Source organism: [Enterobacter] lignolyticus SCF1 (genome assembly GCF_000164865.1).
Classification (GTDB): Bacteria; Pseudomonadota; Gammaproteobacteria; order Enterobacterales; family Enterobacteriaceae; genus Enterobacter_B; species Enterobacter_B lignolyticus.
The window spans coordinates 3,425,604-3,445,637 of sequence record NC_014618.1 but is presented as its reverse complement, the minus strand read 5'-3'; the positions used below and the strand labels follow the sequence as shown (position 1 = coordinate 3,445,637).

18 protein-coding genes are annotated in these 20,034 nt (G+C 61.5%); 6 read left to right on the top strand and 12 right to left on the bottom strand.

Annotated elements, in window-relative coordinates:
• Positions 1-110: 110 nt before the first annotated feature.
• Positions 111-1,532 (bottom strand): MFS transporter, encoded by a 1,422-nt coding sequence (locus tag ENTCL_RS16090; protein WP_013367203.1) that lies wholly within the window; start codon positions 1,530-1,532, stop codon positions 111-113.
• A 108-nt stretch (positions 1,533-1,640) separates the two neighbouring features.
• On the opposite strand from ENTCL_RS16090, the gene ENTCL_RS16085 reads away from it, so the two are divergent.
• Together ENTCL_RS16085 and ENTCL_RS16080 are read left to right on the top strand one after the other, a co-directional pair.
• Complete coding sequence (locus ENTCL_RS16085) at positions 1,641-2,510, top strand: helix-turn-helix transcriptional regulator (RefSeq protein ID WP_013367202.1); 870 nt, start codon at positions 1,641-1,643, stop codon at positions 2,508-2,510.
• 39 nt (positions 2,511-2,549) lie between these two features.
• Entirely contained in the window at positions 2,550-3,587 is a 1,038-nt protein-coding gene (locus tag ENTCL_RS16080) for a hypothetical protein (RefSeq protein WP_013367201.1), read from the top strand.
• Between the two features lie 41 nt (positions 3,588-3,628).
• On the opposite strand, the gene nfsB is transcribed toward ENTCL_RS16080, so the two are convergent.
• The 3 genes from nfsB to ENTCL_RS16065 form a co-directional block, all read right to left on the bottom strand.
• Positions 3,629-4,282 carry an oxygen-insensitive NAD(P)H nitroreductase gene (gene nfsB / locus ENTCL_RS16075; RefSeq protein ID WP_013367200.1) on the bottom strand — a complete coding sequence of 218 codons (654 nt, stop codon included), beginning with the start codon at positions 4,280-4,282 and terminating at the stop codon, positions 3,629-3,631.
• A gap of 122 nt (positions 4,283-4,404) precedes the next feature.
• Positions 4,405-4,773, bottom strand: coding sequence for an MmcQ/YjbR family DNA-binding protein (locus ENTCL_RS16070; protein WP_013367199.1), 369 nt, complete (start codon positions 4,771-4,773; stop codon positions 4,405-4,407).
• A complete protein-coding gene (locus ENTCL_RS16065; RefSeq protein WP_013367198.1) occupies positions 4,770-5,357 on the bottom strand; it encodes a TetR/AcrR family transcriptional regulator in 588 nt (195 codons plus the stop codon). The genes ENTCL_RS16070 and ENTCL_RS16065 overlap by 4 nt, the downstream gene beginning before the upstream one ends.
• 189 nt (positions 5,358-5,546) lie before the next feature.
• On the opposite strand from ENTCL_RS16065, the gene ENTCL_RS16060 reads away from it, so the two are divergent.
• Together ENTCL_RS16060 and ENTCL_RS16055 are read left to right on the top strand one after the other, a co-directional pair.
• Entirely contained in the window at positions 5,547-6,647 is a 1,101-nt protein-coding gene (locus ENTCL_RS16060) for an MBL fold metallo-hydrolase (RefSeq protein WP_013367197.1), read from the top strand.
• Positions 6,648-6,679: 32 nt separating this feature from the next.
• Complete coding sequence (locus tag ENTCL_RS16055; RefSeq protein ID WP_013367196.1) at positions 6,680-7,015, top strand: RamA family antibiotic efflux transcriptional regulator; 336 nt, start codon at positions 6,680-6,682, stop codon at positions 7,013-7,015.
• Positions 7,016-7,037: 22 nt separating this feature from the next.
• Here ENTCL_RS16055 and ENTCL_RS16050 read toward each other — a convergent pair whose 3' ends face one another.
• Positions 7,038-7,283, bottom strand: a complete 246-nt coding sequence (locus ENTCL_RS16050) for a DUF1158 domain-containing protein (RefSeq protein WP_013367195.1) — start codon at positions 7,281-7,283, stop codon at positions 7,038-7,040.
• A 489-nt stretch (positions 7,284-7,772) separates the two neighbouring features.
• Here ENTCL_RS16050 and ENTCL_RS16045 point away from each other — a divergent pair, with 489 nt between their 5' ends.
• Positions 7,773-10,496 carry a cation-transporting P-type ATPase gene (locus ENTCL_RS16045; protein ID WP_013367193.1) on the top strand — a complete coding sequence of 908 codons (2,724 nt, stop codon included), beginning with the start codon at positions 7,773-7,775 and terminating at the stop codon, positions 10,494-10,496.
• Positions 10,497-10,535: 39 nt separating this feature from the next.
• On the opposite strand, the gene ENTCL_RS16040 is transcribed toward ENTCL_RS16045, so the two are convergent.
• The 7 genes from ENTCL_RS16040 to ENTCL_RS16010 all read right to left on the bottom strand — a co-directional run bounded on the left by ENTCL_RS16040 (position 10,536) and on the right by ENTCL_RS16010 (position 18,659).
• Positions 10,536-11,240: an ABC transporter ATP-binding protein gene (locus tag ENTCL_RS16040; RefSeq protein WP_013367192.1), complete on the bottom strand. Its 705-nt coding sequence runs from the start codon at positions 11,238-11,240 to the stop codon at positions 10,536-10,538.
• Positions 11,227-12,063: an ABC transporter ATP-binding protein gene (locus tag ENTCL_RS16035; RefSeq protein WP_013367191.1), complete on the bottom strand. Its 837-nt coding sequence runs from the start codon at positions 12,061-12,063 to the stop codon at positions 11,227-11,229. The genes ENTCL_RS16040 and ENTCL_RS16035 overlap by 14 nt, the downstream gene beginning before the upstream one ends.
• On the bottom strand, positions 12,056-12,889 hold the full coding sequence (locus ENTCL_RS16030; RefSeq protein ID WP_013367190.1) for an ABC transporter permease: 834 nt from the start codon (positions 12,887-12,889) through the stop codon (positions 12,056-12,058). Before ENTCL_RS16030 ends, ENTCL_RS16035 begins: the two co-directional genes overlap by 8 nt.
• The gene (locus ENTCL_RS16025) at positions 12,889-13,911 is read right to left on the bottom strand and encodes an ABC transporter permease (RefSeq protein ID WP_013367189.1); all 1,023 of its coding nucleotides are present in this window, start codon (positions 13,909-13,911) and stop codon (positions 12,889-12,891) included. The genes ENTCL_RS16030 and ENTCL_RS16025 overlap by 1 nt, the downstream gene beginning before the upstream one ends.
• Before the next feature lie 78 nt (positions 13,912-13,989).
• The gene (locus ENTCL_RS16020) at positions 13,990-15,558 is read right to left on the bottom strand and encodes an ABC transporter substrate-binding protein (protein WP_013367188.1); all 1,569 of its coding nucleotides are present in this window, start codon (positions 15,556-15,558) and stop codon (positions 13,990-13,992) included.
• Positions 15,559-15,693: 135 nt separating this feature from the next.
• Positions 15,694-16,344: an enterobactin synthase subunit EntD gene (gene entD / locus ENTCL_RS16015; protein WP_013367187.1), complete on the bottom strand. Its 651-nt coding sequence runs from the start codon at positions 16,342-16,344 to the stop codon at positions 15,694-15,696.
• Positions 16,345-16,397: 53 nt separating this feature from the next.
• Positions 16,398-18,659 (bottom strand): TonB-dependent siderophore receptor, encoded by a 2,262-nt coding sequence (locus tag ENTCL_RS16010; RefSeq protein WP_013367186.1) that lies wholly within the window; start codon positions 18,657-18,659, stop codon positions 16,398-16,400.
• Positions 18,660-18,795: 136 nt separating this feature from the next.
• Here ENTCL_RS16010 and fes point away from each other — a divergent pair, with 136 nt between their 5' ends.
• Positions 18,796-20,013 (top strand): enterochelin esterase, encoded by a 1,218-nt coding sequence (gene fes / locus ENTCL_RS16005; protein ID WP_013367185.1) that lies wholly within the window; start codon positions 18,796-18,798, stop codon positions 20,011-20,013.
• Positions 20,014-20,034: the final 21 nt, after the last annotated feature.

Genomic DNA, 20,034 nt, shown 5'->3' with positions numbered 1-20,034 from the left:
AACGACCGCATCGCTTCGCATCGTGGCTATGAATTCCTGCATAGCGTCTCCTGCATCGCCCGGCGGCCATGATGACCGCCGGGCGATGCCGATGCAAACCAGGGGCGACGTTACGAAAGCCCGGCCGCCGGACAGCGGCCTAAGTGATGACGAAAACCGATCGCGGCCGCCGCGAGGGCGAGCATCATCACAACCTCCAGCGTCAGAAAACCGGTGATGGCGATGATGTAGCCGCCGTGGCGATTGAGCGCCAGAAATACGCTGCCAAGGAGCGCCGGGCCCAGACCCAGCGCGGACTGCAGCAGCGTGCTCAAAATGGCGCTACCGGCGCCGGCGTCGTTAGGGCCGATGTCGCGCATCCCGATGCGATAGAAGCTGTTGACGATCAGCGCCTGGCCATAGCCCACCAGCAGGGTCGCCGGCACCAGCGTCAGCGTGCCGGTATTCAGGCCGACATACCAGAAGGTGGCGATAAGCAGTATCAGCCCGCAGAGCTGCACGCCGAGACCCGTCAGTAATATTCTCCCAATGCTATAGCGGGCGATCAGCCTCGGCGCGTACAGGGCGGAGATAAAGTAGGACACGCCCAGCGCGATAAAGCTGTTGCCGGACTGCCACGGCGCCATTCCCAGCCCTGTCTGCATGGTCAGCGCCATGCAGAACATAAAGCCCGACCAGGCGCTGAAAAACAGCAGGGCGATCGCTATGCCGAAACGGAGGCTGGCAAGCTTCAGCAGCCGCGGCGGCAGAAGCGGCTGCTCGCCGCGCCGCTGTTTCTTCAGCGCGCTGGCCCGCATCAGATAGAACAGCGGCGCCAGCGCCAGCAGCATCGCCCGCAGCGGCCACGGCCAGCGCATTTCCGGCCCCAGCGCCATCGGAAACAGCAGGCAGCAGAGGATCAGCGCCAGGTACAGCGTGCCCGACCAGTCGATGCGCGACGGCGTTTCCCGGCGGGTTTCCGGCACATAGCGAACGCTGAAGGCCAGCACCAGCAGGCAAATCGGCACATTGATAAAAAAGGCGTTACGCCAGCCGAGCCCGGCGATATCCGCCGAGACCAGCCAGCCGCCGCCCATTTGCCCGACGATAAACGCGATGCCGCCGATACCGCCGTACAGGCTGATGGCACGCGCGTGGGCGGCGCCTTTTAGCGTGACGTGAAGCGTGGCGAGAATTTGCGGCACGATAAGCGCCGCGCCAGCCCCTTGCAGGATACGGGCGGCCAGCAGCTCGCCAATCGAGTTCGCCATTCCGCACAGCAGCGACGCGATGCCAAACAGCGCCACGCCCCACATGAACAGGCGGCGGCGCCCGAGGTTATCGCCAAGCTTGCTGCCCATCGCCAGGCAAACGGCGAAGGCCACGCCGTACAGCGCCACAATGAGCTCGAGCTGCGTCGGCGTGGCGCGCAGCGAGCGGGTGATGGCGTCCAGCGCCACGTTGGTGATCGAGGTGTCGATAAGCGGCAACATTTGCCCGGTCAGGAGCAGCAGCAGCCCGGCGCGACCCGGTGAAACAGCGGACGAATTCATGGGGTTCTCCATTGCGTCATTCAGCAGATGGACGTAGCATCGCTGAATGCAAAAACGGGTACCAGTTCCTGATTATACTGGTACTGGCGCTACTATGCTGGAGGCGATATGTCGCTCATCACCCCTGTTGAACCCTTGCCGCTTCGCGTTGATGACAACCGCAAACAGCTGGGCGCATTTTTGCGCGCCCGGCGGGAAAGCCTTGACCCTCAGCGGCTCGGCCTGCCGCGCAGCGGGCGGCGGCGCACGCCGGGGCTGCGCCGGGAAGAGGTGGCGATGCTCGCCGACGTCGGGGTGACCTGGTATACCTGGCTTGAGCAGGGCAGGGAGGTGAATCCCTCCGCTGCGGTAATGCAGGCGGTTGCCGGTGCGCTGCAGTGCAGCGCGCTGGAGACGCGGCACCTGTTCGTGCTGGCCGGGCTGCCGCCGCTGGAGTCAACGCAGGCGCCGGTGTGCGAAGGCATCAGCGCAGGCGCCCGGCGGATGCTCGACAGCCTGATGCCGCAGCCGGCCAGCATCCAGAAGCCGAATTTTGACATTGTGGCGTGGAACGCCAGCTTCTGCCGCCTGATGGGCGTGGATTTCAGCGTCATGCCGGAAGATGACCGCAACTGCATTTATCTGTATCTCACCAACGACACCTGGCGCAGCCGTCTGGCAAACCGCGACGTGCTGCCGACGTTCGTCTCCTATTTTCGTGCGGCGATGGCGGAACATCGCGGCGACCCGGCATGGGAGCACAAGCTGGCGCGCTTCTTTGCCGCGTCGGCGGAGTTCGAAGTGCTCTGGCACCAGCGTTATGACGTTCGCGGGGTGGAGAATCAGCTTAAAAGCTTTAACCACCCGGAAATAGGCGCGTTTAGCCTGCAGCAGATGTACTGGTACTCGGCGCCGCGCAACGGCTCGCGCCTGCTGGTCTATCTGCCGGTCGACGCTGCCGGGGAAAACGCGCTGGCGCAGCTCAACCGCCAGATCTGAGTGATATACTCAACAAAAACGTAGCGACAGAGGGATGCAATGAACGTCACCCGTAAGCAGGAGCGCATTATCCGGCGGGCGCTGGCCGACTGGCGGCAGCAGGGCCAGATCACCGATAGCGAGCACGCGAAGCTGGCGGCAACGCTCAACGCCGTTGCCTTTGACTGGCAGCGCCTGAGCCGCTACGCCTTCTGGACGGCGATAGCCTGCGTGCTGATAGCCCTGGCGAGCTTCTTTGCCGACAGCGAGCTGGTGGATTATCTGCTCGCGCTGTTTTCTTATTCCGGGCTGCTGCGCATCGGCGCGCCGCTGGCGCTGGCGGTTGTTTTCTATCTGTGGGGCTTTCGCCGCCAGCGGCGGGAGACGCAGTGGCATTACAGCACTGAGGCGATACTGTTTCTCGGCGTGGTCTGTACCGCGCTGATGCTGTGGCAGCTTGGCGAACGGCTGGATAACGGCAGCGGACACGTCGCCCCGCTGTTTTTAATCGGCTGCGCGATTTATGGCGCGGTGGCCTGGTTCGGGCGCTCCGCTCTGGTGTGGCTTTTCTTCCTGCTGGCGCTGGGCAACTGGTTCGGCGCGGAAACCGGCTACGTCTCCGGCTGGGGAGCCTACTGGCTGGGCATGAACTATCCGATCCGCTTTGTGCTGTTCGGCGGCTCGCTGCTGCTCGCCTGCCTCCTGCTGCGCGAGGTGCTGGCAAAGCGCCGCCTGTTCACCATCAGTAAAGCGATGGGGCTGACGTACCTGTTTATCGCCCTGTGGATCATGTCGATTTTCGGCAACTACAATCTCGACAGCTGGAGCAGCGTGACCCTCGAAGCGCTGATCCCATGGGCGCTGCTGTTCGCCGTCGCCGCCGGGATCTGTATTTATATCAGCCTGAAAACCGACGACGGGATGCTGCGCGGTTTCGGGCTGACCTTTCTTGCCATCAACCTCTACACCCGCTTTTTCGAGTACTTCTGGGACAGCCTGCACAAGGTGGTGTTTTTCCTCATTCTCGCCGTCTCGCTGGCAGTGGTGGGGCGGTATGCGGAAAAGATTTGGCATGCGGGAAGGCAAAATGGCGAATAGGATTCTGATGCTTGCCCGGCGGCGGTCGCCGGGCGCAGACATCAAATCTCGGTCAGCGTGGCGCTCAGCGGCAGACGGGATTTCGGCAGGCTGGCGTTGAAGTCTTCAACGCTGTGATGACCGACCGGCACGACCACCAGGCTGGTGAAGCCTTTTTCTTTCAGGCCGAACTCCGCGTCAAGAATGGCGGCGTCGAAACCTTCAATCGGCACGGCGTCGAGCCCCATGGCGGCCACGCCCAGCAGGAAGTTACCGACGTTGAGGTACACCTGTTTCGCCATCCACTGATCGTCATCTTTCAGGTCGACGCGGTGCATATCGGCAAAGAAGCGGCGGCCTTTGTTGTTAGCGGCTTTCGCCTCGGGCGATGCAAAACGTCCGTCGGCGTCTTCCTGATCCACCACGCGCTCCAGCCAGGCGTCGTCCATCGCGGTTTTGGCGCAGAACACCACCACGTGGGACGCGTCCAGCATTTTACGTTCGTTGAACACGTAGCCGCCAGCGGCGGATTTCGCGACGCGCGCTTTTCCGGCCTCGGTGCTGGCGACGATAAAGTGCCAGGGCTGGGAGTTAGTGCTGGACGGGCTGAACTGCAGCAGGGTTTTCAACTGCCCGGCCTGGTCGGCGGTCAGTTTTTTATTGGCGTCGAACGCTTTGGTGGAGTGGCGTTTCAGGGCAACAGATACGATATCCATAATGGCTCCTCAGAAATTGGTATCGCCGTCGTTTGGCGAATTACGTGGGAGCAGGGTACAGGGTTAGCCCGCGCTTGATAAGGGCTAAAATTGTGATAACACTTGTTTTCCTGAGCTGAAAATCACGCCGGGCGCAGGCGTTTTTGCCGGTTTTTGGGCAGCTTGTCGACCACCAGATGCCATGAATCTTCAATCAGGCTTTCGACCAGATCCGGGTGAATGTCATCGCCGCCGTAGACGGAAATCCAGTGCTTTTTGTTGAGATGGTATCCGGGGTGAATGCTGGGGTAAATCGCCTGATGCAGCAGCGATTTTTCCGGGTCGACCTTGAGGCTAATCAGCGGATGGCCGCGCAGGCTCATGGCTATCATAAAAATCTTGCCGTCTACCTTAAAGACGTCATATTCCGGGCCAAACGGCCAGCAGCGTTCGCTGAACGGATATTCCTGCGCCACGCGCAGCGCGTGGGCGACTAACGCATCGCCATTCATTGGGCTTCCTCCTCGGCCAGCGCCCGCCACATGGCTTCAAAACCGAGCGCAATAAGCGCCTGCGCGCGCGACGGCTCGTGGCTGGCGAACTCAATAGTGGTCTCCGCCAGCGCCAGGAACAGCGCATCGCCGAAGGGCTGGTAATCGCCCGCGAGGAAAACCTCGCGCACCGAGCGCTTACAGAGATCCTGCAGCTCAGGATACATATCGCTGACCTGCCGTTTGGTGGCGTCGGTGATCCGTTCGCTGAGCGACATCCGGCGAATGGCTTTGTGGCTGACGGGGTTGCGGATCCCCCAGTCAATATAGTTGTTCCAGATGTTACGGGTGTTTTCTTTTGGGCTGCTGATATCCAGCCCGGCCGGGCGAACCAGCAGCGCCTGCAGCATATCGGCTTTGATATCGAGGTAAAGCGCGTTTAACAGATCGTCTTTGGTGGCGAAATAGCGAAACAGCGTCCCTTCCGCCACCCCGGCGTTGCGGGCGATCACGGCGGTGGATGCGGCAACCCCGGACTGGGCGAAAGCTGCGGTTGCCGCCTCAAGTAACGCTTGTTTTTTATCTTCGCTTTTCGGACGAGCCACTACACTTTACCTCACAGTCTGGAAAAAACATCGATTGAAGCATGCCGGTTGCGCCACTTCAACGCTGAATGTCAAAAATTGAAAATCGTCTTGACGACCTTCGTTCTGTTTCTATAATGAGTGCTTACTCACTCATAATCAAGTGTCTCTTGTATCGCCAGCTGTTCCGCCGTCGGTCGTGGTCAGGATATGAAGCGATTCTTTCTCAGCGTGGTTGCCATCATGTTAATTGCCAGTGCAGCGAGTTTACCGTTTGTGTTGAATGCCGGTTTTGGTCGGACGCCCCAGGGCGCGCAGTTAAGCATCGTCGAGCGCTCCGCGCAGTACCGCGACGGGGCGTTTCATAATCAGCTGCCGACGCCGGGTTTTACCGGGGAGAAAAACATGCTGGCGGCCTGGTGGGAGTTTCTCACCGCCCGGCGCGAAAACGCCCGTCCGGCGCAGCCGCTGCCGCGGGTGGCGACCGATCTTGCCAGCCTGCCGTCTCAGCAGGAGGTGATTTTCTGGCTGGGACACTCCTCGTGGTATCTGCAGCTTTCCGGCCAGCGCATCCTGATCGATCCGGTTTTCAGCAGCTACGCCGCGCCGTTTTCGTTCCTTAACAAGGCGTTTGACGGCGATTACCCGTGGAGCGCGCAGAGCATGCCGGAAATAGACCTGCTGATTATCTCCCACGATCACTACGACCATCTTGATTACGCCACCATCAGGGCGCTGATGCCGAAGGTTCGCCGGGTGATTACGCCGCTGGGTGTTGGCTCGCATTTGCGCTACTGGGGGATGAACCCCGATATCATCACCGAAGCCGACTGGCAGCAGCAGGTCCGGTTCAGCGATGCGCTGGCGGTACATGTCTTACCCGCGCGCCATTTTTCCGGCCGCGGTCTGAAGCGCAACCAGACGCTGTGGGGCAGCTTTATGTTCGTTACGCCGCAGCAAAATATCTACTACAGCGGCGACAGCGGCTATGGCCCGCACTTTAAGGCGATCGGCGAGCAGTTTGGCCACGTCTCTCTCGCGATCATGGAAAACGGCCAGTACGACGAGGACTGGAAATACATCCACATGATGCCGGAAGAGACGGCGCAGGCGGCGGTGGATCTTAACGCGCGCGCGGTGCTGCCGGGCCATTCGGGGCGCTTCGTACTGGCCAAACATACCTGGGACGACCCGTATAAAAAGCTGGCGCTGGCAAGCGAGGGGAAACCGTATCGCCTGCTGACGCCGGCGCAGGGGGAGCCGGTGTGGGTGGCAAATCAGGATCAACCATTTCAGGCCTGGTGGGAATGACCGCCGGACGGTTTACAACAGGGGAGGGAAGCATGACGATTTCCGCTCAGGTGATTGACGCCATCGTCGACTGGATCGACGACAATCTGCATCAGCCGCTGCGCATTGAGGATATCGCCCGCCACGCGGGCTATTCAAAATGGCATCTGCAGCGTTTGTTTGTCCAACATAAAGGGGAGAACCTGGGGCGCTATATCCGTAAGCGCAAGCTGCTGCTGGCGGCGCAGGATCTGCGCGACACCAACCAGAAGGTCTACGATATCAGCCTGAAGTATGGCTTTGATTCGCAGCAGACCTTCACCCGCGTCTTTACGCGAACCTTCAAACAGCCTCCCGGCGCCTGGCGCAAAGAGCACCAGACGCACTGATTGTCGCGCGCTGGCGTGGCGCTTATGCCAGCGCGAACCAGCGACGCCAGATGTAGCGCAGCGCCAGGAACTCGATGGCGCCCAGCGCTAAAAACCAGACGCAAAAGAGCAGGGTGTAGAGCTGGTTGAGATCCATCAGATGGAAGGTCTCGACCAGCTTTTGCGCCAGCGTCAATCCTAAAGAGGGCGCTGGCAGCAGCAGGCAGGAGAGCAGCGCCATCAGCAAAATGCCGCCAGCGGTCAACAGCGATTCGAGCGGATGCTTCATTGTTATGTTAATCGTCAGTTAAAAACGATATTGTCGGGGAATTCTGCCGATAACGCAATGCTCCCCGTCAGGCATTATTTTTCTTCGCATTTATATTAGCGCTACGATTATCTGCGTAATATATTCTTGATTAATTAAAAATAAATCTGCTTTGGTAAATTAACGTCATTATTACCCCAGCACTTTTACAAAAGTATAAGTGCTGTAGCCGATAAGCGTGGCAATAATAATGGCGGCGGCGACATATAGCGCCAGGCGGCGCCCGCGGTAGATTCCGAACATGATACCCCCTCGTTTAGCGTCGGTTTAGAAAAACTTTGTAATAGTGTTGGAAACATTTTCTCTGCCGCTAGTTTTGAATATTACGCCAGCTTGAATATTGCGTTAGATCAAATTTAATGCCATGTGAATATTTGCCTTAACGTTTTTTGCATTGGCCGGAAATGATTTTCGGCTTTCCGCTAACCGGAATTTAAAAGGATATTTACAATGACCAAAATGATTAACCCCAACACTATCCCGCCCGGCGGCGGTCCGCGCTATCGCGAAGCCTACCAGCAGAGCGTTCAGCAGGCGCTGGCGCAGCAGAAAAGCGACCTTTGCGGCTTAAGTACGGCGCAGGCCAAAGAACGCTATCAGCAGGTCGGGCCGAACGCGCTGCCGGAGAAAAAGGGCAGACCGGCCTGGCTGCGCTTTCTTGCGCACTTTAACGATGTGCTTATCTACGTGCTGCTGGCCGCCGCCGCGCTGACCGCGGCGATGGGGCACTGGGTCGACACGCTGGTTATCCTTGGCGTGACGGTGGTCAATGCGCTTATTGGCCACATTCAGGAAAGCAATGCCGAAAAATCCCTGCAAAGCATCCGCAATATGCTCTCCAGCGATGCGGTCGCGCTGCGTAACGGCCAGCACGACACCGTACCGACCGTTGAGTTGGTTCCGGGCGATATCGTCGTGCTGCGCGCCGGCGATCGCATTCCTGCCGATATGCGCCTTATCGAGGCGCACAACCTGCGGGTGGAGGAGGCTATCCTGACTGGTGAATCCACCGTAGTGGATAAGCACACCGGGGCGCTACAGGGCGAGCTGCCGCTGGGCGATCGCGCCAACATGCTGTTCTCCGGCACCACCATCAGCGCCGGCAGCGGCGTGGGCGTCGTTACCGCCACCGGCCAGGAGACGGAGCTTGGCCATATCAATCAGATGATGGCGGAGATAAAGCAGCACCGTACGCCGCTGCTGGTGCAGATGGACAAACTCGGCAAAGCGATTTTCGTCATTATCCTCGCGATGATGGCGGCGCTGTTTGCGTTCAGCATCGCGCTGCGCGACATCCCGCTGGGGGAGCTGCTGCTGTCGCTGATTAGCCTCGCGGTCGCGGCGGTGCCGGAGGGGTTACCGGCCATTATTTCGATCATCCTCTCCCTGGGCGTACAGGCGATGGCGCGCAAGCGGGCGATTATCCGCAAGCTGCCGACGGTGGAAACCCTCGGGGCGATGACCGTCGTCTGCTCGGACAAGACCGGCACCCTCACCATGAATGAAATGACGGTAAAGGCCATTATTACCGCCGACAGCGGCTATCGCGTGGATGGCGACAGCTATGCGCCTGAAGGCCATATCTATCTTGAGGGCAGCGATGAGCCGCTGCAGGTGCAGCCGGATACCGTGCTGGAAACCTACCTGCGCGCTATCGATCTCTGCAACGACAGCCAGATTATCCAGGACGAGCGCGGCCTGTGGGGCATCACCGGTGGGCCGACCGAGGGCGCGCTGAAGGTGCTGGCGGCCAAAGCACATCTGCGCGAGACGCCGACGCAGCTGGTGGCGAAAATTCCTTTTGATTCGCAGTACAAATATATGGCGACCCACTACCGGATCGACGGCGTGGATCGGGTGCTGGTGACCGGCGCCCCGGACGTGCTGTTTGCGCTGTGCCAGCACCAGCAGACCCGTCAGGGCGAGGCGGCGTTTGACCGCGCGTACTGGGAGGCGGAAATGGCGCGCTACGCCAGCCAGGGGCTGCGGATGGTGGCGGCGGCCTGGAAGCCCGCCGCGCCGGGCGCGACAACCTTAACGCATGACGATCTGCGCGCGGGCCTGGTGCTGCTCGGCATTGCCGGGATGATGGACCCGCCGCGTCCGGAGGCCATCGACGCGATTCATGCCTGCCAGAACGCGGGCATCCGCGTGAAGATGATCACCGGCGATCATCCGCAGACGGCGATGAGCATCGGCCAGATGCTGGGAATTGGCAACAGCATGCAGGCGGTGACGGGCTATCAGCTTGAGCACATGAACGATGAGGAGCTGGCGAAAGCGGCGGTTGAGTACGATATTTTTGCCCGTACCAGCCCGGAGCATAAGCTGCGGCTGGTGAAAGCGCTGCAGGAGCGCGGCGAGGTGGTCGGGATGACCGGCGACGGCGTGAACGATGCGCCCGCGCTGCGCCAGGCCGACGTCGGTATCGCGATGGGCATCAAGGGGACCGAAGTGACCAAAGAGGCCGCCGACATGGTGCTCACCGATGACAACTTCGCCACCATCGCCAGCGCGGTAAAAGAGGGCCGCCGGGTCTATGACAACCTGAAGAAAACCATTCTTTTCATCATGCCGACCAACCTGGCGCAGGGGCTGCTGATCATTATTGCGCTGCTGGCGGGCAGCATGATCCCGCTGACGCCGGTGCTGATTCTGTGGCTGAACATGGCGACCTCCGCCACGCTCTCCTTTGGCCTGGCGTTTGAGGCGGCGGAGCGCAATGCGATGAACCGTCCGCCGCGTAAGACCGGGCAGCACGTGATGGATGCCTTCGCCGTCTGGCGGGTGGCGTTTGTCGGCTCGATAATCGCGGTCAGCGCCTTTGCGCTGGAGGCCTGGCTGGCGCCACGCGGCCATAGCCCGGAGTTTATCCGCACCGTCCTGCTACAGATGCTGGTGGCCGCGCAGTGGGTTTATATGATCAACTGCCGCAGCAGCAACAGCTTCTCGCTTAACCGCGGTCTGCTGCTTAACAAAGGCATCTGGCTGGTGACCGGCGCGCTGCTGGCGCTGCAGCTGGCCATCATCTACCTGCCGTTTATGCAGATGATGTTCGGCACCGAAGCGCTGCCGCTGCGCTACTGGGGGATTACGCTGGCGGTTGCCGGCGCAATGTTCGTGGTGGTGGAAATTGAAAAACGCCTGACGCGCGGCCTGCGCAAAGCGCGCTGAAGCACGGCCCCTCTGCCGGTGCGGGAGAGGGGCCGTTGGTCACGCCATCCGGTGCTCGCCGCTCAGCAGCGCCCGGCGGTCGAAGAAGCGCCGGATTTCGCCCCCGGCCATAAACGCCGCGCGATCCGACATATGGGCAATCACGTCGGCATCGTGGCTGACCAGCAGGTAGGTCATGCCGTGCTCGCCCTTCAGACGGTTGAGCAGGTTGAGGATCTCCGCCTGTACCGACATATCCAGCGCCGAGGTCGGCTCATCAAGCAGCAGAATTTTCGGGCGCAGCAGCAACGCGCGGGCAATTGCCACGCGCTGGCGCTGGCCGCCGGAAAGCTGGTGCGGGTAGCGGTTCACGGCATCGGCGGGCAGTCCCACCTCCTGCAGCGCGGTAGTGACGCGCGCTTCAATTTGCGTTTTTCCGTGGATCTGCAGCGGCTCCGCCAGCGTGCGGTACATCGTGTGGTTCGGATGCAGCGACGCGTACGGGTCCTGAAATACCATCTGCACGTTGCGGCGCAGCGCGCCGGTAAAACGCGCGCCGGGAGTCACGCTCTGGTCGAGCAGGCTAACCTGCCCCTGCCATTCGCGCTGCAGCCCGGCCAGCACCCGCAACAGCGTCGATTTGCCGCAGCCGGAGGCGCCTATCAGGCTGAACGTTTCCCCGGCATTGACCGCGAAGCTGGCCGAACTGACGGCGGTTTTGGCGCCGAAGGTGACCTGAAGCTGCTCAAGTTTAACGACCGTCATGGTTTACCCCGCGAAAAGACTGGCTGCGATCGAGCGTGGGCAGCATCTGGCCAAAGGTACTGGCGCTGGGGCGGCAGGTCCACAGCGTGCGCGTGTACGGATGCGTGGCGTCGGGCAGCCGCTGCGCCGCCATTTCATCCACTTTTTCCCCCTGATACATCACCAGCACGCGGTGGCAATGCGCCGCCACCAGCGGCAGGTCGTGGCTTATCAGCAGCATCGCCATCCGCCGCTGTTCGCATTGCTCCACCAGCAGTTCGAGGATCTGCTGGCGCAGGCGAGCGTCGAGCGCCGAGGTCGGTTCGTCGGCAATCAGCACCTGCGGGTTGTTGATAAGCGCGATGGCGATCATCACCCGCTGGCCCATGCCGCCGGAAAGTTCGCCGGGATAGCGGTTCAGGACGCTGCTGTCCAGCCCCACGGCGTGAATGGCGTCGCCTGCCTGTTCCTGGCGCTGGCGGCGGCTCAGGCGCTGATGCAGGGTCAGCGCCTCGTCGATTTGGGCGGCGACCGTTTTCACCGGGTTGAGGGCGTAGCGCGGGTCCTGTAGCACCATGGCGATGCCGTTGCCGCGCAGCTGCTGCCAGCCGCGGGGGCTGAGCGTCAGCACGTCGCGCCCCAGCACGTTCAGCGTTTGGGCGCTGACGACGCCCGGCCTGCGCACCAGCCCCATCAGCGCCCGGGCGCTCATGGATTTACCGGAGCCGGATTCGCCGACCAGCGCCAGGCGCTCGTTGCCCAGCGTAAAGCTGAGGCTGTTGACCACGCGGCTGCCGGGGTAGTCAATGTTCAGCCCCTGCGCGTGAATACGAATATCAGTCATGTTGCGGCTCCATCACATCGCGCAGGCCGTCGCCCAGCAGGTTAAAGGCGAGGCTGGCGAACAAAATCGCGCCTCCCGGAATGGCGGCAATCCACCACTGATCGAAAATAACCTGCATGCCGTCGGCGATCATCGCGCCCCATTCCGCCATCGGCGGGCGGGCGCCGAGCCCCAGGAAGCCCAGACCGGCGGCGGCAAGGATTATCCCCGCCAGATCCAGCGCCAGACGAACGATGGCCGAGGGCAGGCACAGCGGCAGAATATGGCCCGCCAGCAGCCGCCAGCCGCGAATGCCCATCATCTCCGCCGCCGCGAGGTAGTCGCTGTGGCGCAGGCGCTGGATTTCGCTGCGCGCCTGCCGCGCATAGGCAGGCCAGGTGGTGAGCGCCAGCGCCAGTGCGCCGTTGACCAGCCCCGGGCCGAGCATGGCGACAAAGGCGAAGGCCAGAATCAGGCGCGGCATCGACATCACCACGTCGGTAAAACGCATCAGCACGCGCTCCAGCCAGCCGCCGTAGTAGCCGGAGAGGATCCCCACCAGCAGCCCGACGGGGAGGGTAATGGCGGTGACCAGCCCCACCAGCCCAAGCGCCGGGCGGGTGCCGTAAATCAGCCGCGAGAGCAGGTCGCGGCCATAGCTGTCGGTGCCCAGCCAGTGGCGGGCGTCAGGCGCCTGCAGGCGCGCGGCGGCGTCCTGCCAGTTCGGGTCCAGCGGCGCAATCCACGGCGCAAACAGGGCGACCAGCAGCAGCAGGGCGATCGCCAGCAGGCCGCTGAAGGCGGCGGGCGAACGGCGCAGGCGACGCAAAAACAGGGAAGCAGGCATCAGCGCACCCTCGGGTCAGTCAACCGCACCAGCATATCGGTGAGGTTATTAATCACGACAAAGCAGACGCCGATAAGCAGCGTGCCGCCCATAATGGCGGTGGTGTCGCCGGCGAACAGCGCGGTAGTGAGGTAGCGGCCAATGCCCGGCCACGAGAAGACGGTCTCGGTCAGCACCGCGCCCTCCAGCATGCTGGTCCAGGCCAGCGCGATGACCGTCAGCAGCGTGCCGCGAATATTGGGCAGCACGTGGCGCAGCAAAATCGTCATTTCGCTCGCCCCTTTGGCGCGGGCCAGCAGGATGTACTCTTTGTTCATTTCGCTCAGGCACGCCGAACGCGTCAGGCGGGTGATGCTGGCCAGCGCGTAGTAGGCCAGCAGCAGCACCGGCAGCACCAGGTGGCTGGCGGCGTTTTTAAATGCCGCCATATCGCCGGAAAGCCAGGTGTCGATCAGCGCGAACCCGGTATGCGGCGTCACCGTGTACTGGTAGAGGTCGTCAAGCCGTCCCGGCCCGGCGCTCCACTGTAGCCTGGCGTAGAATAGCGCCAGCATTAACAGCCCGAGCCAGAAAATCGGCACCGAGTTGCCCAGCAGCGTAAAGGTGCGCACCGCCAGATCCCAGGGAGTGCCGGCATAGCGGGCGCACAGGACCCCCGCAGCGACGCCAAGCGCCGCGCCGACGATAAGCGCCAGCGTCGCCAGCTCAAGCGTGGCGGGAAAGACGGCAAGGAGATCGTGCAGCACCGGCTGCCCGGTGGCGCTGGCAATACCGAGATCGCCGTGCGCAAGGTTGACCAGATAACGCCAGAACTGTACCGGCAGCGGCTGATCCAGGCCGAGCTGATGGCGCACCTGATCGTAGGTCGACTGGCTGGCGTGATCGCCGACAATCTGCAATACCCGGTCGACCGGCGACAGCGCCGACAGCGCAAAGGTGACCAGCAGCAGTCCGAGCAGGGTGAGGGCAAGGGTGAAAAGCGCCTGGATGACCCGCAGCGCTTTCGGAGAGGTGTGTGACATGCGTGGCTCTTAACTGGCTGAAATAAATCCCCCTCTCCGGTCAAGGAGAGGGGAGAGGGGAGAGGGAACCGACGGCGATTACTTGGTCACCCGGTCGTACCACACCATATCGGCGTTCAGCCCCTGCTGATAGCCTTTGACGTTATCACGCACCACGATCTGCGTTTTGCCCTGATCGACAAACACGTACGGCGAGCTGCGCTGTAGCTCTTCCTGCATTTTTTTATACAGGTCGAGGCGTTTTGCCGGGTCCGGCTCCGCAACCGCCGCCAGGGTTTGTTTATTCAGTTCGGGAATTTTCCAGCCGTTGAGGCCCGCCACGGTGCTGGACTTCCCGTCGTTCCACGCAAAGGCGCTGGCGTTGGAGTGGGCGTCAAAGTAGTCCGGGATCCACAGGCGAATCGCCGCCTGATGCTGTTTGGCGCGCACGCGGGCGTACACCTGGCTGCCCGCGGCAGGCAGCAGATCCACCTTCACGCCGCCCTGGGCGAAGCTTGCCTGCATCGACTGCGCGATGGTGATAAACGGCGGTTTGTTTTCCACATCCAGCGTGAAGTGCGCATCTTTAATGCCCGCTTTGGCGAGGATTTCCTTTGCTTTGGCCGGATCGAAGGTAAACGGGTTATTTTCCAGTGCGCCCGGCAGACCGACCGGCAGGAAGCTCTGGTGAACAAAATACTGCCCTTTCAGCAGGTCTTTGGTAATGCCGTTGTAGTCCACCAGCCAGCGCGCGGCTTCCCAGAAGGCGGGGTTATTGAGCAGCGGGTTGGCGGTATTGGCGGTGTTAAACGCCAGATAGTTTTGTTCCGCTGACGGAATGCTCAGCACCTTCACGCCCGTTTTCCCCTGCAGGGCGTCAATCTGGTCGGCGCCCAGGTCGCGGGCGATGTCGGCATCGCCCTGCTGAATCAGCAGGCGGCGGGAGGCAGGGTCCGGGACGTTTTTAATGATGACGTTGTCAATCTTCGGCGCGCCGCCGGGCGAAGTGCCGTTGGCGTCCAGCACAATGGCCTGATGCGGCTGGTACACGCGCATCTTAAAGGCGCCGCTGCCCGCAGAGTGCATCTTCAGCCAGCCGTTGCCGAAATCGCCCGCTTTGGCGTTCGGCGCCACTAGCTGCTCATCAACAATAGAGGCGATTGGCGTAGATAAAATATTCAGCGCCACCGCCGGGCTGACGTCCGCCGTCCAGTGCAGCTGCACGGTGTGGTCATCGATTTTCTTAAGCTGGCCATCGATATTGTCCGGCTCCCAGCCCAGCACGTTGAGAATAAAGGCCGGGGATTTATTGAGCTTCACCGCGCGGGTGTAGGAGAAAATAATGTCTTCCGGACGCAGCGGGTTGCCGGAGGCAAATTTGGCGTCGGGTTTGAGCTTCACGGTCAGGGTTTTCGCGGCCGGGTCAGCCTGCCAGCTCTCCGCCAGAATCGGGGTGATCTTTTCCGGGTTATCGCGATCCGGCTGCACCAGGCGCTGATACAGGCTCGGCACCGTCTGAATACTGGAGAGCTCGTTGGCTTCCGCCGGGTCGAGGCTGACGAGGTCGTCAAGGCCCTGCGCCACGACCAGCGTGTTAGGGGGTGTGGCGGCATGCGAAGCGGCTGACAGCGCAGACAGCAGCAGTAACGACAGCAGTTTTTTGGTCATAGCGGCGATCCCTGAAGCAAAAAGAAGAGGATGATTATTATAGGATTCGCTACGTTATCGCTGTGATCGGCTTCTGTTAAAGTTTAAATTCAGCTTAGCTTATGCGGAAAATGCATAATCAAGACGGGAAAGGCATTAGCCCACGATCGCCAGCGTCATCACCTGGCTGCCGTCGGTATGAAAACGTATCGGGAACCGCGTGTCGCGGTATTCCGGGCCAATGTCCTGACTGATATGCAGCATCAGCTGCTGTTCGGCAATGTGCGTCACCTGCGCGGCGTGAAAATCCGGCATGTCGGGAAACCTGTCCGATAGCGCCTTATACAGGCTCTCTTTGGCGCTGAAGGCCAGCGTCAGCGCCAGCGGAAAGGGGAGGCGGCAGGCGCGAAGGCGCGCGAGTTCGTCCGGGCAGGCGATGCTGTCGGCTATCTCTTCGCACTCCCCGGCCTGTAGTCGCGTTTCATTATCCATGCCGACCCGCTGGCGGGCCACCACCGCCAGCGCGGTGGTGGTGCTGTGGCTGATGCTGCCGAACCACCCCGGCGGCCACGTTGGCTGACCCCGCTCACCGATATCCGCAATCGTCGGGATCCCGTGCTCGCGCAGCGCGTAAAACGCCGCTATACGGCCTGCCAGATGCTCGGCTTTGCGCTTACGGCCTGCGTTCAGCAGCTTCTGGTGGTGAGGGAGCCAGAAGAGATCGGCATCGGTGAAGGTGGCAGGCGCAAAGTCGATGCGGTGCAGGGGAGTACCATGAAGGACGAGGCGGGTGTGATGGGTCAGCATGGGGTCTCCTCCGCGCCCCGCTCCGCAAAACGCGGAGCGGGGGAGACAGGTCATCAGAAGTGCGTGTTAACGCTCATAAACCACGTCCGGCCCGATTCGTTATAGGTATTGGCGCCAGCGCCGTACATATAACCAGTATCGCCGCCGGTGGTCTGGGCGTTGCCCGCACGCCAGTGGCGCTTGTCGAACACGTTGTCGACGCCCGCGGTCAGGCTGACGTTTTTGGTCGCGTCCCAGGTGCCGCTCAGGCCAACGATGCTGTACGGGCTAACCTCATCGGTTTCGCTGCCGGTCGCCGGCTGTCCCTTATAGTTGTATTTCTTCGGCTGCTGCTTGCCGTACCAGGTCAAGGTCGACTGTAGCGACACATCCTGCGTCACCTGCCAGCTCAGGGTGGAGTTAAGCGTATAGGCCGGAATAATCGACAGGCGTTCGCCGGTCTCTTTATTCTTACTTTGCAGCATATAGGTGATGTTGTTGGTCCAGCTGATGGTCTCGCTGACCGGCACGTTCAGCGTTCCCTCAAGGCCTTCCACCACCGCTTCGGGGATGTTTTCCCACTGGTAGATATCGGTATAGGTGGTTTTGCCTTTGCTGGTTATCGAGGTCTGGTTGACCGGGACATAGCCTGCTTCAATCTTGTTGCGGTAGTCGTTACGAAACCAGGTAACGCCCGCCAGCCAGCCGTCGCGCTTGAACTCCAGACCAATCTCTTTGTTGATGCTGGTTTCCGCCTTCAGATCGTCGTTGCCCTGCAGGTAGCAGCCCACACCGGTGCCGCTGGCGTAGCAGCCCTGGCCCTTGCTGTAGAGGATGTAGTTCGGGTTGGTCTGGTACAGGCTCGGCGCCTTATAGGCGCGGGCGATGCCCATTTTCAGGGTGACGTCGTCGCCCAGCCCCTGGGAGAGGTTCAGGGACGGGCTCCAGTTGCTGCCAACGATGCTGTGGTGATCGAAGCGCAGCGCGGGCGTCAGCATGGTGGAGTCGGTGACCTCCATGTTGTTCTCGGCAAACAGCGAGAAGATCTCCGCCTGCGAGTACGGGCTGCGGTTGGTGCTGCTGTAGCCCGGGATATTCCCGCCCATAAAGGTCTGGGTGTTGGAGGTCATGTCCTTCATTTTTTGCTGGTTCCACTCGGTACCCAGCGTCAGGTTCTGGTTCACCCACAGATCGAACGGCACGCTGACTTCGCTGTGCAGCATCACATCGGAGAGATCGATATCAACGAACTTCTGTTTGGCGTTAGGATCGAAGATCCCCTCGGTGCCGCCCGCCAGACCTTCCGGAATACGGGAGTTGCGCGTGTGCTCGTACTGCACCCAGTTGCTGGTGGTCACGCCGTTGTCCCAGCCGCCGTTCCAGGTCAGCGCATAGTTCTGGCGATAGAGGCGGTTGGTCTCTTTGCCGTAGTTCTCTTTAACCAGGCTGTTGGTATTGGTGTTCTGGGTATCGCCCGCGTACAGGTTGCCCTGGCGGCTATAGCCTGCCTCAAGCTCCAGCGACTGCATCGGCGCGAAATCCCAGCGCGCCACGCCGTTGATGTCTTTATTTTCGACCCCTTCGCGACCGGCCGGCAGGGTATTCTGGTAGATGCCGGTACGTTCTGACTGGTGCCCCTCGTTGATATCCCAGGCGTCGGCCTGGGTTTTATCGAGGTTGCCGTACAGGCGGAAGCTGAAGTCGCCGCCCAGCGGGCCGCTGAGGCTGAAGTTGGTGCGCTTTGTCGCGCCCTCGTCCTTGTGCTCCGGCATGTTCATATAGGCGTTCCAGGAGCCGTGCCACTCTTCCGAGCCTTTTTTGGTGATGATATTGACCACCCCGCCCGCGGCGCCGTTGCCGTAGCGTGCCGCCGCCGGGCCGCGGATCACCTCAATCCGCTCGATCATCTCCGGCGGCACCCAGCCGGTATCGCCGCGCGTATCGCGCTCGCCGCGCCAGCCCAGGCGCACCGAGTTGCGGCTGGTGACCGGTTTCCCGTCGATCAGAATCAGGGTGTTTTCCGGCCCCATCCCGCGAATATCAATCTGGCGGTTGTTGCCGCGCTGGCCGCTGGTGGAGTTCCCGGTCAGGTTTACGCCCGGCATGGTGCGGATAATTTCCGATACGTCGCGGGCGGGAGGGTTTTTACGAATTTCGTCGGCGGTAATGGTCGAGACCCCCGGCGCCTGAAGGTTCTGCTGCGCCGCGGTAACCACCATGGTTTCCGCCGGGTCGTCGGCGGTTTTAGCCGCGGTGTCCTCGGCGTGCAGCCCTGGCGCTACCCCGTATATTCCCAGAGCGACCTGTAAGGTCAGGAATTTCATTTTCTTATTCATTATGAGCCCTGCTGTGAGTTTAACTTTCCCAAAAAAACGCGCGTCAATACGCTATTGCAAATGCAAATAGTTATCAATAATATTATCAATAATTTTTTACAGTTCGAAAAAAAACAATACATAGCGCGGGGTTAACGTGGCGGAGACGGTAACGACAGGAAGTAATGCCTGGTGGGCGCGTAAACGCGGCCCGGAGTGGCGACAGGAAGGGGAGTCATGCCATGTCACCTTCTGGTGGCGGGATCCGGCGGGCAGCGAGCTGACGTCGCCCGTTCAGCGGGTGTGGATCTACATCACCGGCGTTACCGACCACCATCAGCATGCGGTGCCGCAGTCGCTGGAGCGCCTTGCGGGGACCGACGTCTGGCGCTGGCAAACGACGCTGCCCGCCAGCTGGCGCGGCAGCTATTGCCTGATTCCCTCCTTACGGACAGACGATTTTCCGGCAGACGTTTTCCGCAGCGCGCGCCCGGATAGCGCGGGGCTGCGTGAAGGCTGGCGCGCGCTGTTGCCGCAGGCGATTGCCGACCCGTTGAATCCTCACAGCTGGCGCGGCGGGCGCGGCCACCCGGTCTCCGCGCTCTCGCTGCCGCTCTCGCCGCCGCAGCCCGGCTGGCAAACGCCGGATGCGCTCTACTTGCCGCCGCTGTGCATCGACTGGCGCAGCCGGCATCTGGGCAACACCCGCCGGGTATGGATCTTTACCACCGGCAGCGACATGCCTGCTGAACGGCCGCTGGCGGTGCTGCTGGACGGTCAGTTCTGGGCCGAGAGCATGCCGGTATGGCCCGCGCTGGCGTCGCTCACCCGCGAAGGCCAGCTGCCGCCCGCGGTCTATCTGCTGATCGACGCCATCGACACGCCCCACCGCAGCGCGGAGCTTCCCTGCAACGCCGATTTCTGGCTGGCCCTACAGCAGGAGCTGCTGCCGCAGGTGCAGAGCCTTGCGCCCTTCAGCGATCGCGGCGAGCACACCGTGGTCGCCGGTCAGAGCTTCGGCGGCCTGGCGGCGATGTTTGCCGGGCTTCACTGGCCGCAGCGCTTTGGCTGCGTGCTGAGCCAGTCCGGCTCGTTCTGGTGGCCGACCCGCGGGGCGCAGCCGGGCGGCGCGCTGGTCGACAGGCTGGCGCGCCGCGAGCTGTCGCCGGGAAATTTGCGTATCTGGCTGGAAGCGGGCGTGCGCGAACCGATGATTTTTCAGGCCAATCAGGCGCTTTTACAACAGCTACAGCAGGCGCAGCAGCCGGTTTTCTGGCGCCAGGTCGACGGCGGTCATGACGCGCTGTGCTGGCGCGGCGGGCTGACGGCAGGGCTGATTCAGCTCTGGCTGCCGCTTTGCGAAAGCCGCGCGTAAGGCGTTTTATGACAGGAGTTT